Source organism: Streptomyces sp. NPDC033131, from assembly GCF_055578365.1.
On the sequence record NZ_JBVIPA010000001.1, the window covers coordinates 490,740 to 507,562 of the forward strand.

Sequence of the window (16,823 nt, forward strand, 5' to 3'; positions counted from 1 at the left end):
ATGCGAGGTCGGGGCTGGGGCGGAGGTCAGGCGAGCCGGATCCGCGGGTCGATGAGGGCGTAGACGGCGTCCACGATGATGTTGGCGAAGACGATGCCGGCGGCCGCGACGACCGTGACACCGAGCAGCATAGGCAGGTCACTGTCGGTGACCGCGCGGACGGCGAGCGTGCCGATGCCCTGGAGGCTGAAGGTCGACTCGGTGATGATCGCGCCGCCGATCAGCGTGCCCATGTCGATGCCGAAGATCGTCACGATCGGGCCCATGGCCCCGCGCCAGGCGAAGCGGAAGAAGACCGAGCGGCGTGACAGACCCTTGGCCCGGGCCGTGCGGACGTAGTCCTCACTCAGCTGCTCCACCAGCTGGGAGCGGGTCATACGCGTGTAGTTGGCCGTGAAGATGATGGACAGCACGAGCCACGGCAGCAGGAGGCCCGAGACCCAGGCGCCCGGGTTCTCGGTGACCGGTGTGTACGAGGGCTGGCTCAGGATGCCGGCCTGCTGGACCAGGAAGAACATCGCGATGTAGCCGACGAAGTAGATCTGCATCGACGAGCCGAGCAGCGACACCGAGCTGGCGATCTTGTCCAGGGCCGTGCCCTGCTTGACGGCTGCCAGCATGCCCGCGCCGACACCGATGATCAGGAAGAAGAAGGCCGCACCGAAGGCGAGGGACAGCGTCGTCGGGAAACGGTCCATGATCGTCTGGAAGACCGGCTCGCTGTTGGCGAACGAGTAGCCGAGGCACGGTGCGTCGCAGTTCCCGACGCCCGTGTACTCACGGCCCACGAAGATGCCCTGCAGCCAGTGCCAGTACTGGACCGGCATCGGATCGGCGATCCCGAGGTTCTGCCGTACCTGCGCGAGCAGTTGGGCGTCACAGACCTTGCCGCAGGCCATCCGCGCGGGGTCGCGCGGGATGGCGTAGAACAGGAAGAAGGTGACGGCGCTGATGATCAGCAGAATGACGAGCGCGCCGAGCACTCGACGGATCAGGAAACGGAACATGGGTGAGGGCTTTCCGGACGGGGCGCCGTCGCCGGGGGGTGTGGGGAGCGTGGACGGGGCCGGGGCGGCGGTCGCGAGGACCGCCGCCCCGAGGAAACGTCAGGCCTTGGCGAAGACCTTGCCGATGGCGACGCAGGTGTCACCGGCGTTGTAGATGACGCCGCCGACCTTGGAACCGTAGAAGTAGTTGCGGACCGGGTTGTAGTCCGGGACGCAGGCCGCCATCTCCATGATCTGCTTGTCGATCGCGCCCCAGGCCGCGTTGGCCTTGTCCGCGTCGGTGATGGCGGTGGCCGCGGCGATGGCCTTGTTCACGCTGGTGTTGTTCAGCTGCGACCAGTTGACGCCGCCGTCGGAGATCTGGCTGCCGTCCCAGCAGGGCTGGATGACCGCGTAACCGGCCGGCCAGTCCGGGCCCCAGCCCGCGGCGAACATGTCGAACTTGTTGTCCAGCTGGCCGATCTGGCTGTAGAAGGTCGTCTTGTCGACCTGCTGGGTCACCACCTCGAAGCCGGCCTTGGTGAGCGCGGTCTTGATGGTGACGGCCGACTTGACGGCCTGGTCGGACTGCTGGAAGGCGATGACGATCTTCTGGCCCTCGGCACCGGCCTCCTTCAGCAGCGCCTTGGCCTTCTCCGGGTCGCCCATCGGCTTGGTCTTCTTGCCGTACAGGTCGAAGTCCACGTGGCCCGGGGTGAGCGGGCTGATGATGGTGGTGGCGGTCGAGGTGACGGCCGAGCCACCGCGCAGCTGCTTCAGCTGGGCCGCGGGCCACGCCCAGTTGAGCGCCTGGCGGACCTTGACGTCCTTGACGCGGGTCAGGTTGATCGGGAAGTAGTAGCAGGTCGTGTCGACCTGGGTCAGCACGCGCTTCTTCAGCGTGGCGTCGCCGAGCACCTTCGTGATGCGCTCGGGGGCGACCTCGTTGAGCAGGGAGAGCGAGAACTGGTCGTTGCCCGAGTCCGCGATGTAGCGGTCCGTGGAGGCCAGCGACTGGAAGCCGAACTGCATGACGACCTTGTCGGGGTAGCCGTTGCGGCACGGGTCCTTGGCGGCGTCCCAGTGCTCGTTGCGCACCAGGGTCAGCGACTTGTCGACGCTGCGGGACTGGATCTTGTACGGGCCGCAGGAGTAGGGGCGCTTGTCGTACTTCTTCTGCGTGTCGTGCTTCTTCGGCACGATCGCGAAGCCGCGCATGGCCAGCATGAACGGGAAGTCGGCGTGCGCCTCCTTGAGGCGGAAGGTGATGGTGCTGCCGTCGACTTCGATCGACGACAGGTGCTTGCCGTCGTAGGGACCCTTGTACTTGTCGCCGCCCTCGAGCCAGTTCTGCGGGTAGCGGGGGCCCTCGGTGACGAAGTCCGCGAAGAGGCGCTCGAAGCTGTGGCGGACGTCGTCGATGGTGACGTCGGCGCCGTCCTCCCACTTCACGCCGTCCTTCAGGGTGAAGGACCAGGTCTTGCCGCCGTCCTTCACGGTGCCCGCGTCGGTGGCGAGGTCGCCGACCAGGGTGGTGTTGCCCTTGGCGTCGACCCGGTAGCCGGTCAGACCGCGCAGGAACAGGACCGAGCCGGCACCCGTGTACGACGAGTAGATCTGCGCCGGGTCCAGGTGGTCGAAGTCGATCTGGTCGAGCGTGTAGATCGTGCCGCCCTTGACCGCGCCCGGCATCTCGGGGGCGGGGCCCGCGGAGTCGGCCTTGGTGCCGACGTCGATCTTGGCGGCCTTGCCCTGGGGAGCCTTGGTCGTGCCACCGCTGCCACCATCGGCGTTGCCGCTGCTGCACGCGCTCAGAACGGTGGACGCACCTGCAGCCACGGTGGTGGCTATCAGGAAGTTTCTGCGGGAAAAGGACATGGCTACCTGCCTAGACGTGATGGATGAGAGAGACGGGCTACGAGCTGCCGGTTTCCGGACGACGGCGACCGGGCCGGCGTGTGACTCAGCGCTTGGACTTCGGGTCGAGTGCGTCGCGGACCGAATCGCCGAGGAGGTTGAACGCCAGGACGAAGAGAATCATCGAGACGCCCGGGAAGATCATGAAGGTGATGTCGTCCGTGTAGAACTGCGCACCGCGCTGGATCATCACGCCCCAGTCCGGGGTCGGGTCGATGATGCCGACGCCGAGGAAGGCGAGGCCCGCCTCCGCGGTCACGAAGGCCGGGAGGGCGAGGGTGGACTGGATCAGAATCGGAGTCCACAGGTTGGGCAGCAGTTCCTTGAAGATGATGCGGGCCGGCGAGGCCCCGGTCACCTTCGCCGCCTCCACGAACTCCCGCTCCCGCAGGGCCAGTACCTGGCCGCGCAGGAGACGGGCGATGGACGCCCATCCGAAGGCCGTGAGGACGAGGATCAGGCAGGTGGCCCGCAGCGAGGTGGGGATGTCGTCGTCGGGCGCGACGAACACGCCGTACACGACGGGCATGAAGGCGATGAAGAACAGCGTGGACGGGAACGACAGCAGGATGTCGATGACCCGGCCGATGAGGTAGTCGGTCTTGCCGCCGAGGTAGCCGGCGGTGATGCCGATGACCACGCCGATGATCGTGACCAGGACCGTGGTGGCCGTCGCGATCATCAGCGAGGTGCGGATGCCGTAGAGCAGGAAGGTGAAGACGTCACGGCCCAGTGCCGGCTCGACGCCGAACCAGAAGTCGCCGTCGATGCCGCCGTTCGGCTTGATGGGGAAGCCGGCCTCGTTCAGCAGGCCGGCCTGCTCCTGGCCGTAGAGCGTGTACGGGTCCTTGCCGTACAGCGCGGAGATCAGCGGGGCGCAGATCGCGATCACGAAGAAGAAGATCACGATGTAGGCGGAAATCACGCCCGTCCGGTCCCGCTTGAACCGGGTCCAGGCGAGGCGGCCCGGGGAGCGGCTCTCGGCGCCCTTGAGGGTGGGGGACGCCGCCGGCTTCTCGACGGTTTCGTCGGTCACCTCGAGCGGGGCAGCCGCAGATGGAGATGGGGGGGTCATGGTGCTCCTGGCCCACGGGAAAGTCTGATGACTCCGCAGGGCACTCCCCTACGGGCTACGCCGGACTTTTTCAACGCAATTCGTTCAAGGTCAATAAAATCTGGGTCGACTTGGGTTTCTCTTTACCTTCTTTACCTCTACATGACCATCCCGTAGCTACGCGTGTAGCGTGCCGTGATCGACTCGTGTCCTACATCAGGCGAATCGGGCCATTCAGGCAATGAGTTCGATATACGGACGCCTCAGTGTCGGAATGCGTACACCAGGAGGTTCTTTTCCAACGGTTCGGCATCGCTTCGTGAAGATCCATTGCGCCCCGTGGCGAAGATCCACTGCTCCCGAAACGGAACGTCCGTTTCGTCGCCCCGACCGGACGCGTGCATCCGGATGACCCGTCCCTCCAAAGGGCCGAGCCCGTGTGCGGCATCTCCCGTTTGCCCGGATATTTACCGATAACGGATCGGCGCCCGAGCGTCGGCGTCACAGGGCATTTCATAGGAGGCACTCCATGCGTGGAGCCACGCACGCCACATGGGTCGCCTGCGCGGCGGCGGCAGCCCTCGCGGCGACGGCTTGCGGGGGCGGGGGGAGTGGCAGCGCGGGCGACACCGGCGCGGTGCTCAGTTCCTCCTGGGGAGACCCGCAGAACCCGCTGGAGCCGGCCAACATCAACGAGGTGCAGGGCGGCAAGGTCCTCGACATGATCTTCCGGAGCCTGAAGCGGTACGACCCGCAGACCGGCGAGGCCACCGACATGCTCGCCCAGAAGATCGACACCTCGGACTCGCAGAACTTCACCATCACCATCAAGGACGGCTGGACCTTCAGCAACGGCGAGAAGGTCACCGCCAGGTCCTTCGTCGACGCCTGGAACTACGGCGCGAGCCTGAAGAACAACCAGAAGAACGCGTACTTCTTCGGCTACATCGAGGGCTACGACAAGACCCACCCCGAGGACGGCGGCAAGCAGAGCGCCGACACGCTCTCCGGCCTCAGGGTCGTCGACGACACGACCTTCACCGTCAGGCTCAACCAGAAGTTCTCGATGTTCCCCGACACCCTCGGCTATCCCGCCTTCGCCCCGCTCCCGCGGGCCTTCTTCGACGACCACGACGCCTGGGTGAAGAAGCCGGTCGGCAACGGGCCGTACGCGATCGACTCGTACACCAGGGGCTCGCAGATGTCGCTGCGGGCCTGGGCCGGCTACCCCGGCACGGACAAGGCGCAGAACGGCGGCGTGGACCTGAAGGTCTACACCGACAACAACACCGCCTACACCGACCTGATGGCCGGCAACCTCGACCTCGTCGACGACGTTCCCGCCGCCCAGCTCAAGAACGCCAAGAACGACCTCGGCGACCGGTACATCAACGCCCCGGCCGGCATCATCCAGACCCTCGCCTTCCCGTTCTACGACGCCCGGTGGAACAAGGCCGGCATGGAGAAGGTCCGCACCGGACTGTCCCGGGCGATCAACCGCCGGCAGATCACCGACACGATCTTCCAGAAGACCCGTACCCCCGCGAGCGACTGGACCTCCCCGGTCCTCGGCGAGGAGGGCGGCTTCAAGCAGGGCCCGTGCGGGGACGCCTGCGAGTACGACGCCGGCGCCGCCAGGAAGCTGATCGAGGAGGGCGGCGGCCTCCCCGGCGGCCAGGTCAAGATCACGTACAACGCGGACACCGGCTCCCACCGGGAATGGGTCGACGCGGTCTGCAACTCCATCAACAACGCACTCGACAACGACAAGGCGTGCGTCGGCAACCCGATCGGCACCTTCGCCGACTTCCGCAACCAGATCACCGACCGGAAGATGCCCGGCCCGTTCCGCGCCGGCTGGCAGATGGACTACCCGCTGATCCAGAACTTCCTCCAGCCGCTCTACTACACCAACGCCTCCTCCAACGACGGCAAGTGGACCAACAAGGAGTTCGACCAGCTCGTCGACGAGGCCAACGCCGAGACCGACACGGCGGCGGCGGTGAAGAAGTTCCAGCAGGCCGAGGAGGTACTCCGGGACAACATGGGCGCCATCCCGCTCTGGTACCAGAACGGCAGCGCCGGCTACTCGGACCGGCTCTCCAACGTGAGGCTCAACCCCTTCAGCGTCCCGGTCTACAACGAGATCAAGGTCGGCTGAGCGTCGATGGGACGGTACGTCGTCCGGCGGCTGCTCCAGATGATCCCGGTCTTCATCGGGGCCACCCTGCTGATCTTCCTCATGGTGAACGTGATGGGCGACCCCATCGCGGGCCTGTGCGGGGAGCGGCAGTGCGACCCGGCGACGGCCGCCCGGCTGGAGAAGGAGTTCGGCCTCGACAAGCCGGTCTGGCAGCAATACCTGACCTACATGGGGAACGTCTTCACCGGCGACTTCGGCACCGCCTTCAACGGCCAGGAAGTCACCGAGCTGATGGCGACGGCCTTCCCGGTCACCATCCGGCTGACGATCGTCGCCATCGTCTTCGAGATCGTCATCGGCATCACGCTGGGCGTGATCACGGGGCTGCGCCGCGGCCGGCCCGTCGACACCTCGGTCCTGATGTTCACCCTCGTCGTGATCTCCGTCCCCACCTTCGTCACCGGCCTGCTGCTCCAGCTCCTGCTCGGCGTCGAGTGGGGCTGGATCAAACCGTCGGTGTCGACGGACGCCACCTTCGGCGAGCTGATCGTGCCGGGCCTGGTCCTCGCCTCGGTCTCCCTCGCCTACGTGACCCGGCTGACCCGCACCTCCATCGCGGAGAACAAGCGGTCCGACTACGTCCGTACGGCGGTCGCGAAGGGGCTGCCTCGTCGCCGGGTGATCACCCGGCACCTGCTGCGCAACTCGCTCATCCCCGTCGTCACCTTCATCGGCACCGACATCGGAGCGCTGATGGGAGGCGCGATCGTCACCGAGCGCATCTTCAACATCCACGGCGTCGGCTACCAGCTGTACCAGGGCATCCTCCGCCAGAACACCCAGACCGTCGTCGGCTTCGTGACGGTCCTGGTCCTGGTGTTCCTGGTCGCCAACCTGATCGTCGACCTCCTGTACGCCGTCCTCGACCCCAGGATCCGCTATGCCTGAGCCCCGGGAACCCGAGGGTGCGATCGCCGCGACCGGCATGGGCGGCGCCATGGACCTGGCCACGAGCGAGGGCGGGACGCTGGAGAAGCGCCCCGCCGGCCAGGACGGCTCGGACCCCTTCGACAAGCCCCGCTCCCTCTGGTCCGACGCCTGGCGCGACCTGCGCCGCAACCCGGTCTTCGTCATCTCGGCCCTGGTCATCGCCTTCCTCGTCGTCATCTCCCTGTGGCCGTCCCTGATCGCCTCCGGCAACCCCCTCAAGTGCGACCTCGCCAAGGCCCAGGAGGGCTCCCAGCCCGGTGCGCCGTTCGGTTACGACGGCCAGGGCTGCGACGTCTACACCCGCACCGTCTACGGGGCCCGTACGTCCGTCACGGTCGGCGTCTGCGCCACGCTCGGGGTGTCCCTGCTCGGCTCGGTGCTCGGCGGGCTCGCCGGGTTCTTCGGCGGGTTCTGGGACTCGGTCCTGTCCCGGGTCACCGACGTCTTCTTCGCGATCCCGGTCGTCCTCGGCGGCCTGGTCCTGCTGTCCGTCGTCACCAGCAACACCGTCTGGCCGGTCATCGGCTTCATGGTGCTGCTGGGCTGGCCGCAGATCTCCCGGATCGCCCGCGGCTCGGTCATCACCGCCGGGCAGAACGACTACGTGCAGGCCGCCAGGGCGCTCGGCGCCTCCAACTCCCGGCTGCTGCTGCGCCACATCGCACCCAACGCGGTCGCGCCGGTGATCGTCGTGGCGACCATCGCGCTCGGCACCTACATCGCGCTGGAGGCGACCCTGTCGTACCTCGGCGTCGGACTGAAGCCGCCGACGGTCAGCTGGGGGATCGACATCTCCTCGGCCTCCGCCTACATCCGGCAGGCCCCGCACATGCTGCTGTGGCCGGCCGGAGCGCTCGCCCTGACCGTGCTCGCGTTCATCATGCTCGGCGACGCGGTGCGCGACGCCCTCGACCCGAAGCTGAGGTGAGCCGCCGTCATGCTGCTCGAAGTGCGTGACCTGCACGTGGAGTTCCGGACCCGGGACGGGGTCGCCAGAGCCGTCAACGGCGTCGACTACGGCGTGGACGCGGGCGAGACCCTCGCCGTGCTCGGCGAGTCCGGCTCCGGCAAGTCGGTCACCGCACAGGCGATCATGGGCATCCTCGACATGCCACCGGGGCGGATCACCGGCGGCCAGATCCTCTTCCAGGGGCAGGACCTGCTGCGGCTCAAGGAGGAGGAACGGCGGAAGATCCGCGGCGCGGAGATGGCGATGATCTTCCAGGACGCGCTGTCGTCGTTGAACCCCGTGCTCTCCGTCGGCGACCAGCTCGGCGAGATGTTCGTCGTGCACCGGGGGATGTCACGCAAGGACGCGCGGACCAAGGCGGTCGAGCTGATGGACCGGGTCCGCATCCCCGGCGCCGGGGAGCGGGTGAAGCAGTACCCGCACCAGTTCTCCGGCGGTATGCGCCAGCGCATCATGATCGCGATGGCGCTGGCCCTGGAACCCGCGCTGATCATCGCCGACGAACCGACGACGGCCCTGGACGTGACCGTTCAGGCCCAGGTCATGGACCTGCTCGCCGAGTTGCAGCGCGAGTACCACATGGGGCTCATCCTCATCACCCACGACCTCGGCGTGGTCGCGGACGTCGCCGACCGCATCGCCGTCATGTACGCGGGCCGGATCGTGGAGTCGGCGCCGGTGCACGACATCTACAAGGCGCCGGCCCATCCGTACACCCGCGGCCTGCTGGACTCCATCCCGCGCCTGGACCAGAAGGGCCAGGAGCTCTACGCCATCAAGGGCCTGCCTCCCAACCTCACGCACATCCCGCCGGGCTGCGCCTTCAACCCGCGCTGCCCGATGGCCGAGGACGTGTGCCGGACGAAGGTACCCCCGCTGTACGAGGTCTCCGACGACCGCGGGAGCGCCTGCCACTTCTGGACGGAGTGCCTGTATGGCTGAGCCGATTCTGGAGGTGAGCGGGCTGGTCAAGCACTACCCGCTCACCACGGGCATCCTCTTCAGGAAGCAGGTCGGCGTGGTGAAGGCGGTCGACGGTGTCGACTTCGCCCTGGGCCGCGGCGAAACCCTCGGCATCGTCGGCGAGTCCGGCTGCGGCAAGTCGACGGTCGCCAGGATGCTGGTCAACCTGGAGAAGCCGACGGCCGGTTCGATCAGGTACCGGGGCGAGGACATCGGCAAGCTGTCCGGCCGCGCCCTGAAGGCCGTACGACGCAACATCCAGATGGTCTTCCAGGACCCCTACACCTCGCTCAACCCCCGGATGACGGTGGGCGACATCATCGGGGAGCCGTACGACATCCACCCCGAGGTGGCGCCGAAGGGCGACCGCCGACGCAGGGTCCAGGACCTCCTCGACGTCGTCGGCCTCAACCCCGAGTACATCAACCGCTACCCGCACCAGTTCTCCGGCGGCCAGCGCCAGCGCATCGGCATCGCCCGGGGGCTGGCCCTGCGCCCCGAGGTCATCGTCGCCGACGAGCCGGTGTCGGCGCTGGACGTGTCCGTGCAGGCACAGGTCATCAACCTGATGGCGAGCCTGCAGGACGAGTTCGGCCTCTCGTACGTCTTCATCGCCCACGACCTGTCGATCGTCCGGCACATCTCCGACCGGGTCGGGGTGATGTACCTGGGCCGGATCGTCGAAATCGGCAAGGACGCCGAGATCTACGACCACCCCACCCACCCCTACACCCAGGCGCTGCTGTCCGCGGTCCCCGTACCCGACCCCGAGGCCCGCGAACACCGGGAGCGGATCATCCTGGCGGGTGACGTGCCGTCCCCGACGCACATCCCGTCCGGCTGCCGCTTCCGCACCCGCTGCTGGAAGGCCCGGGAACGCTGCGCCCTGGAGGTCCCCGCACTGGCGGTGCCCGCCGGGTTCCGCCACGCCCCCGGCCCGGCGGCCCACGACTCGGCCTGCCACTTCGCGGAGGAGAAGCAGGTGGTGACCCCGGACGATCACGCAGCGGGCGCGGCATAAACGTACAAATGCACAGCAACCGCGTTTACAAGCAGGCAACTCGGCTGACCCGATCCCGATATACGGACGCGTCAGTCTGAGCAGCGTACGGCCGTGCGGGTGCCGTAAACGGGCCGGAGCGCGCCATGTCGCTCCGGCCCGTTGCCATACCCGAACCCCTTACGTCAGCTTCAAGGACCGCTTCAGGAAGTCCAGTTGGAGCCGGAGCAGGTTTTCGGCGACGGTCTCCTGCGGGGTCATGTGGGTCACGCCGGACAGCGGCAGCACCTCGTGCGGGCGGCCGGCGGCCAGCAGGGCGGAGGACAGGCGCAGCGAGTGGGCGACCACCACGTTGTCGTCCGCGAGGCCGTGGATGATCATCATCGGGCGGTGCGGCTCCGCGGCGTCCACCAGTCCGGCGTCGTCGAGCAGGGAGTTGCGGCGGTAGACCTCCGGCTGCTCGTCCGGGTGGCCCAGGTAGCGTTCCTGGTAGTGGGTGTCGTACAGCCGCAGATCGGTGACCGGGGCACCCACCACGGCCGCGTGGAAGACGTCCGGGCGGCGCAGCGCCGCGAGCGCGGCCAGGTAGCCGCCGAAGGACCAGCCGCGGATCGCGACCCGGGTCAGGTCGAGCGGGAAGTCGGCGGCCAGCGCCTGGAGCGCGTCGACCTGGTCCTGCAGCACCACCTCGGCGAGGTCGTCCCGGACTGCCTTCTCCCAGGCGGGGGACCGGCCCGGCGTGCCCCGGCCGTCCGCGACGACCACCGCGAAGCCCTGGTCGGCGAACCACTGCGAGGTCAGGTACGGATTGCGCGCGGCGACCACCCGCTGGCCGTGCGGACCACCGTAGGGATCGAGGAGAACCGGGAGAGGAGTGTCGCCGTGGTAGTCCGCAGGCATAAGCACGGCGCACGGGATTCGGCGTGCGCCCCCCTGGGTGAGGGTCACGCGCGGGGACATACCGGGATCTTCGGCGTACGAGATGACAGTCGCCATCGGCTTCCCGTCCCGCAGGACCTGGGCCCGGGCGCCCGGGCGGTCCAGTGCGGCGGACACCAGCACGGTCACGCCTCCGGCGCGTACCGCCGAGTGCACGCCGGGCTCCTGCGAGACGCGCTCCAGGCCGAGCTCGTTCACCCGGTAGACGTGCACCTCGCCGGTCTCCGGGGACTCGGCGTCCTCGCCGGCCGACGCCGAGACCAGTACGTCGTCGTCGGAAACGTCCAGCACCGCCCGCACGTGCAACTGGGCGCGCGTCAGTGGCCGTTCACCCACCGCGAGCACCCGCGCGCCCCCCTCGTCGGCGATGCGCACCAGCTGCCCGGAAGGGCTCCAGGACGGCACTCCGGGGAAAAGATCCAGCCAGATCGGATCTTCGTCCGCGTGCACCATCCGGGTCGCGCCCGTCTCCGGATCCACCGCCAGGTACAGCTGACTGCGCTGGTCGCGCGCCTGTACGAGCAACAGCGGCGCACCCGCCGCTGACCAGTGCACATGCGCCAGATACGGATAGCGCGCCCAGTCCCAGACAACCTCCGTGCGCACCCCGTCCAGCCCGACCACGAACAGCCGTACGTCCGCGTTGTCGGTGCCGGCCGCCGGATACGCCACGTGGTGTGGCTCACGCTCCGGGTGAGCCGGATCGGAGATCCACCACCGCCGTACCGGCGTGTCGTCCACCCGCGCCACCAGCAGCCGGTCCGACTCCGGCGACCACCAGAAGCCCCGCGAACGGCTCATCTCCTCGGCGGCGATGAACTCCGCCAGACCATAGGTGACCTGCTCCGACTCGCGCTCGGCGAGCGCCCGGTCGCCCTCCCCCTCGGCGCCCACGACCCGCAGGGCGCCCTGCGCGACGTAGGCGATGTGCCGCCCGTCGGGGGAGGGGCGCGGGTCGATCACCGGTCCGGGGACGGGCAGTTCACGGGCGGTACCGGCCCGCAGCTCCGCCGCGAAAAGCCGCCCTGACAAGGCGAAAGACGCCAACTCGACGGCGGCGTCGGTGGCGTAGCCGACGATGCCGGCACCGCCCTCACGGCTGCGCTCGCGCCGCGCCCGCTCCTCGGGCGAGAGGTGCTCCTCGGCACCGCCCAGGAGGGCGCGCGGGTCCGCCGCGACGCGCTCCCCGGCGTCCGGGAGGTCGAGCACCCACAGTGAGTTGGCCCGGTCGGTGCCGGAGCTCGAACGCAGGAAAACGACACGGGAACCGTCGGGCGCCACGGTGAACGCGCGTGGCGCGCCGAGCGTGAACCGCTGGGTGCGGGCGTGCCGGCGGGGGAAGGAGTCAGGCTCGGTCGTCATGCCCCGACCATATTGGCCGTGCGCCCCCTTGTGAGGCTGTGCGCCGACCGATGCGCACGTACGGATAGTTATGATCACTAGCGCATAGTGGGTATCAACCTGCTGGCCTCTTGTATGGATTTATCTGCCCCCATGGTTCCGTCCTGTCCGACTCCCCACGTCCCTGGGTCCTTTGGAGGTGAGCCGCCGTGGCACTCTCGATTTCGGCGGTGGTGCTGCTGGCGATCGTCGTCTTCCTTCTGATCAAGAAGTCAGGACTGAAGGGCGGGCACGCGGTCGTGTGCGTCCTGCTCGGCTTCTACCTGGCTTCGTCGACGGTGGCGCCGACGATCAGCGAGCTGACGACGAACATCGCGGGCATGATCGGAAGTATCAAGTTCTGACCAGCCCTTTAGGGTGGGGTCCATGACGGAACTGCCCGCCCGGCGTCTGCTGCTGGTGCACGCGCACCCGGACGACGAGTCGATCAACAACGGCGCGACCATGGCCCGGTACGCGGCCGAGGGCACCCGGGTGACCCTGGTCACCTGCACCCTCGGCGAGCGTGGCGAGGTCATCCCGCCCGGGCTCGCGCATCTGACCGGCGCCGACCTCGGCGCCCACCGGCTGCGCGAGCTCACGGCCGCCATGCGTGAGCTCGGCGTCGAGGACTTCCGTCAGCTCGGCGGCGCGGGCCGTTACCAGGACTCCGGGATGATGGGCCTCGCCGACAACGACGACCCGGCCTGCTTCTGGCAGGCCGACGTCGACGAGGCCGCCGGGCACCTGGCCGAGGTGATCCGCGAGGTACGCCCCCAGGTCCTCGTCACCTACGACGAGAACGGCGGGTACGGCCACCCCGACCACATCCAGGCGCACCGCGTCGCCATGCGCGCGGTCGAGCTCGCCGCCGAAGCGGGCTTCGAGGTCGCCAAGGTCTACTGGAACCGGGTGCCTCGCTCGCTGGCCGAGAACGCCTTCGCACAGCTCGAGCGGGACCTGCCCGGTCTCCCCTTCACCAAGTCCGCGGTCGTCGACGACGTACCGGGCGTGGTCGAGGACGAACGCATCACCGCGGAGATCGACGGCACCGCGTACGCCGCCGCCAAGGCCGCCGCCATGCGCGCGCACGCCACGCAGATCACGGTGACCGAGCCGTACTTCCTGCTCTCCAACCACCTCGGGCAGCCTCTCTTCACGACCGAGTACTACGAGTTGGTACGCGGCGAGCGGGCGTCCGACTCACGGGAGACCGACCTTTTCGCCGGTGTCGGGGAGACGTCATGAGCGGCCGGACGACTTCCGCACTGGCCCAGCCCCTGCGGCGGCCCTCCCTGGGGCGGACCGCCGCCCACCTCGGGCTGTTCGGGCTCGGCGCGCTGGTCGGGGTGGCCGGGGCGCTGCTGCAGTCCGCCTGGTTCCCGGGCGGGCTGCTGCTCGCGCTCGCCGCCGAGGCCGGGCTCTGCCTGGGCGGGGCGCAAGTCACCGGCAGCCGGGCCGGGGCCGTCGCGCCCGCCGGTGGCTGGATGCTCGCGGTCATCCTGCTCACCGCCAGCCGCCCGGAAGGCGACTTCGTCTTCGCCGCGGGCAGCGGTTCGTATCTCTTCCTGCTCGGCGGGATGGCTGTGGCTGTGATCTGCGCCACGCTTGCCCAGGGGCGGCAACCGGGCGGTGATGGCGTCCGACTTGGCAAGTGACGTACCACTTCGCCACACGCAGTGCGTGGGAGTCCGGTGATGGTTTCCCCGGCGGTCGTGGGATACGCGCCAGAAGTGGCCAGTATGGTGGTGCGCGCCGCCGAGTCGCCCGAGAGAGGTCGTAACGCGGGCGGCGGAGCCAACCGGGAGAACCTGCCTTGAGTCGTGAAACTGACAGTCCGTCCTCCGGGCCCAACGGGCGCGGCGGAGCCGCATACCCCTCGGGCACGCCGCCGTACGGGACGCCCACGGCTTCCGACGGCGGCCCGGACGCGGGCCGTTCGGCCGCGCAGCCGGAGGAACGCAAGACCGAGACCACGCTGACGACCCGGATCCGGATCAACATCCCCGGATCCCGCCCCATTCCGCCGGTCGTCATGCGCCAGACCGTCACCGAGGCCGAGGTCGAGGGCACCGACGACGGCACGGACACCGAGGCGTCGGTGCCGAGCGCAGCCACGCCCACGGGCGCCGCCGAGCCTCCCGCCGAGGCCGGTCCGCCCGGTGACGAGAAGACGAGCGACTGGTTCGCGCCCCGCAAGTCCGGGCCGGCCAAGGGCAGTCCGGGCGGCGACTCCACCAACGGGGCCGGTCTGCCGGGTGGTTCGGGCCCGGCCGGTGCCGGTGCCGCCGCGGGTGCGGCTGCGCCCGGCGGTACGCGGCCCGGTGGCGCCCGTCCCGGTGGCGTGGTCGGCTCCATGAACGTGCGGGGCGGCTCCCGGCCCGGCGGTGCGAACGGCACCGGGACCGGTGGCGCCCGCCCGGGCGGGACGAACGGCTCCGGGCTCCCCGGCGGTGCCACCGGCGGCCCTGTCGCCCCCGGGCACGGCGGCGGCACCGGATCCTTCGACGTGACCGAGGCGCTGTCCGCGGGCGGCCCCCCGCCCGGCGGCTCCCGCCCCGGCCCGGGCCGCGACGACCTGCCGTACTTCTCGGAGAACGGCAACGGCCAGAACGGCAACGGCCAGAACGGCAACGGCCAGAACGGCAACGGCCAGAACGGCAACGGCCAGAACGGCAACGGCCAGAGCGCCCTGAGCGGCTACGACAGCGATCTGAGCGGCTACGGCCAGAGCGGTCCGAACGGACCAAGTCCCTACGGCGTCCAGGGCGGCCCGGGCGGCCCCAGCGGGTTCAACGGCCCGAACGGCCCCGGCGGTCCTGGCGGATCCGGCCCGCAGGGCCCCGCAGGTCCGACCGGCGGCCCGGTCACCGGCGACGGTTCGCTGATGCCGCCCGGCGGAGGAGGGCCCGACACCCTCGGCGGTTCCTACGACTTCAACGGACCCGACGGGCTCGGCGGCTCCGGTGCACCCGGCGGACCCGGTGGCCCGGCCGGTCCTGCCGGGGTCCGCGGCCCAGGCGCTCCGACCGGCCCCTCCGGCCCCGGTGGGCCAGGCGCACCCGGCGGCCGCCCCGGTACTGCCCCCAACCCCTCCGGCCCGGGCGGCCCCGCCGCAGGCCCTGGTGCCCCCGGCGGTTCCGGTGCGTCGCAGGCCTTCGGCCCTCCCGCCGGACCCGGCAGCGCCCCCCACGCCGGGCGCGGCCCCGGTGGCGGACTGAGTGACGACACCGCGATCCTCACCCCGCAGAAGCCGGCCCCCGAACCCGGCGGCCACGGCTACGGCGGTGCCGCCGACAACGTCTCCGGGCACACCGTCACCAGCGGTATCCCCGTCGTGCCGTCGGACCGCAACGCGACCTTCCCCCCGGGCGCCCGCACGGACGCCCCGGCGCCGCCCGCGGCTCCGAAGCCCGAGTCCGGCAAGCCGGCCGCCGCCGCGGCCAAGAAGGCCAAGAAGAAGGGCCGCAACAAGCCGGCGCTCCTCGGCGGCCTGCTGATCGTCATCGCGGCCGGTGCCTACGGCGCCGGGCTCCTGATGAACAGCTCCGACGTGCCCAAGGGCACCACCGTGCTCGGCGTCGACATCGGTGGCGGCACCCGGGACGACGCCGTCGAGAAGCTCAACAAGGCCTTCGACCCCCGGGTGAACAAGGACCTGAAGCTCACGGTCGACGGCAGGACCGTCACGCTCAAGCCGGAACAGGCCGGCCTCCAGTTCGACATGGCGGCCACCGTCAGCGGGGCGGCGCACAGCGACTACAACCCGGTCTCCGTGATCGGCTCGCTGTTCGGCAACCACCGGGTCGTCGATCCGGTCATGCCGGTCGACGAGGAGAAGCTGCACGCCGAGCTCCAGGACACCGCGGGCGGCACCGGCTCGGCGACCGATGGCACGATCCAGTTCAAGTCCGGCAAGGCCGTCGCCGTGTACGGCAAGGCGGGCAAGAGCATCGACGTCACCAAGTCGACCGCGGCGGTCGAGGAGGCGTACCGCACCCAGGTGGAGACCGGTACGGCCCCCGCGGTGACGCTCCCGACGACCACCAAGGAGCCGACGGTCTCGAACGCCGAGGTCGACCGGATGATGAAGGAGTTCGCGGAGCCGGCGATGTCCGAGCTGGCCACCGTTCAGACCGACGCCGCCCACAGCATCCAGTTCGGCTCCTTGTCACTGCCGAAGATCCTCGGCTTCAAGGCCGTCGACGGCAAGCTCGTGGAGACGTACGACCTGGATGCGCTCAAGGAGGCGTACGGCGCCACCTTCGAGGGCGTGCAGATCGACGGCGCGAGCGGCAAGCGGGACATCCTGCCGCAGGACGTCGCCTCCGCACTGGGCAAGGCCCTGCGCGGCACGACGACGGCGGAGCGCACGGTGGTCATCGACACCACCCCGAACTAGCGGAGCACCGCCACGACGAGGGGTCACCCGGCACCACGCCGGGTGCCCCCTCGTCGTGGGGGTGGGGGACCACCGTGAG

Annotated in this window: 13 protein-coding genes; 9 read left to right on the plus strand and 4 right to left on the minus strand. The window is 69.5% G+C overall.

Going from position 1 to position 16,823, the window contains the following annotated elements:
* Positions 1 to 26: 26 nt before the first annotated feature.
* From ACZ5XS_RS02170 to ACZ5XS_RS02180, 3 genes are all read right to left on the minus strand, one after another.
* Complete coding sequence (locus tag ACZ5XS_RS02170) at positions 27 to 1,007, minus strand: ABC transporter permease (RefSeq protein WP_217241104.1); 981 nt, start codon at positions 1,005 to 1,007, stop codon at positions 27 to 29.
* 99 nt (positions 1,008 to 1,106) lie between these two features.
* Positions 1,107 to 2,864, minus strand: coding sequence for an ABC transporter substrate-binding protein (locus ACZ5XS_RS02175; RefSeq protein ID WP_468647307.1), 1,758 nt, complete (start codon positions 2,862 to 2,864; stop codon positions 1,107 to 1,109).
* A gap of 85 nt (positions 2,865 to 2,949) precedes the next feature.
* Complete coding sequence (locus tag ACZ5XS_RS02180; RefSeq protein ID WP_468647308.1) at positions 2,950 to 3,978, minus strand: ABC transporter permease; 1,029 nt, start codon at positions 3,976 to 3,978, stop codon at positions 2,950 to 2,952.
* Between the two features lie 508 nt (positions 3,979 to 4,486).
* Here ACZ5XS_RS02180 and ACZ5XS_RS02185 point away from each other — a divergent pair.
* The 5 genes from ACZ5XS_RS02185 to ACZ5XS_RS02205 are packed head-to-tail and all read left to right on the plus strand — an operon-like array spanning position 4,487 to position 10,044.
* Complete coding sequence (locus ACZ5XS_RS02185) at positions 4,487 to 6,118, plus strand: peptide ABC transporter substrate-binding protein (RefSeq protein WP_468647309.1); 1,632 nt, start codon at positions 4,487 to 4,489, stop codon at positions 6,116 to 6,118.
* A 6-nt stretch (positions 6,119 to 6,124) separates the two neighbouring features.
* The gene (locus tag ACZ5XS_RS02190) at positions 6,125 to 7,048 is read left to right on the plus strand and encodes an ABC transporter permease (protein ID WP_468647310.1); all 924 of its coding nucleotides are present in this window, start codon (positions 6,125 to 6,127) and stop codon (positions 7,046 to 7,048) included.
* On the plus strand, positions 7,041 to 8,018 hold the full coding sequence (locus tag ACZ5XS_RS02195) for an ABC transporter permease (RefSeq protein ID WP_468647311.1): 978 nt from the start codon (positions 7,041 to 7,043) through the stop codon (positions 8,016 to 8,018). Before ACZ5XS_RS02190 ends, ACZ5XS_RS02195 begins: the two co-directional genes overlap by 8 nt.
* 9 nt (positions 8,019 to 8,027) lie before the next feature.
* Complete coding sequence (locus tag ACZ5XS_RS02200; protein WP_468647312.1) at positions 8,028 to 9,002, plus strand: ABC transporter ATP-binding protein; 975 nt, start codon at positions 8,028 to 8,030, stop codon at positions 9,000 to 9,002.
* On the plus strand, positions 8,995 to 10,044 hold the full coding sequence (locus ACZ5XS_RS02205; RefSeq protein WP_468647313.1) for an ABC transporter ATP-binding protein: 1,050 nt from the start codon (positions 8,995 to 8,997) through the stop codon (positions 10,042 to 10,044). Before ACZ5XS_RS02200 ends, ACZ5XS_RS02205 begins: the two co-directional genes overlap by 8 nt.
* A gap of 159 nt (positions 10,045 to 10,203) precedes the next feature.
* On the opposite strand, the gene ACZ5XS_RS02210 is transcribed toward ACZ5XS_RS02205, so the two are convergent.
* Complete coding sequence (locus ACZ5XS_RS02210; protein WP_468647314.1) at positions 10,204 to 12,324, minus strand: S9 family peptidase; 2,121 nt, start codon at positions 12,322 to 12,324, stop codon at positions 10,204 to 10,206.
* 188 nt (positions 12,325 to 12,512) lie between these two features.
* Here ACZ5XS_RS02210 and ACZ5XS_RS02215 point away from each other — a divergent pair, with 188 nt between their 5' ends.
* From ACZ5XS_RS02215 to ACZ5XS_RS02230, 4 genes are all read left to right on the plus strand, one after another.
* Positions 12,513 to 12,707, plus strand: a complete 195-nt coding sequence (locus ACZ5XS_RS02215; RefSeq protein ID WP_053749487.1) for a hypothetical protein — start codon at positions 12,513 to 12,515, stop codon at positions 12,705 to 12,707.
* Positions 12,708 to 12,729: 22 nt separating this feature from the next.
* Positions 12,730 to 13,590 carry an N-acetyl-1-D-myo-inositol-2-amino-2-deoxy-alpha-D-glucopyranoside deacetylase gene (gene mshB / locus ACZ5XS_RS02220; RefSeq protein ID WP_468647315.1) on the plus strand — a complete coding sequence of 287 codons (861 nt, stop codon included), beginning with the start codon at positions 12,730 to 12,732 and terminating at the stop codon, positions 13,588 to 13,590.
* Positions 13,587 to 14,000, plus strand: a complete 414-nt coding sequence (locus tag ACZ5XS_RS02225; protein ID WP_468647316.1) for a DUF6113 family protein — start codon at positions 13,587 to 13,589, stop codon at positions 13,998 to 14,000. The genes mshB and ACZ5XS_RS02225 overlap by 4 nt, the downstream gene beginning before the upstream one ends.
* Before the next feature lie 158 nt (positions 14,001 to 14,158).
* Positions 14,159 to 16,744 carry a hypothetical protein gene (locus ACZ5XS_RS02230; RefSeq protein ID WP_468647317.1) on the plus strand — a complete coding sequence of 862 codons (2,586 nt, stop codon included), beginning with the start codon at positions 14,159 to 14,161 and terminating at the stop codon, positions 16,742 to 16,744.
* Positions 16,745 to 16,823 lie beyond the last annotated feature (79 nt).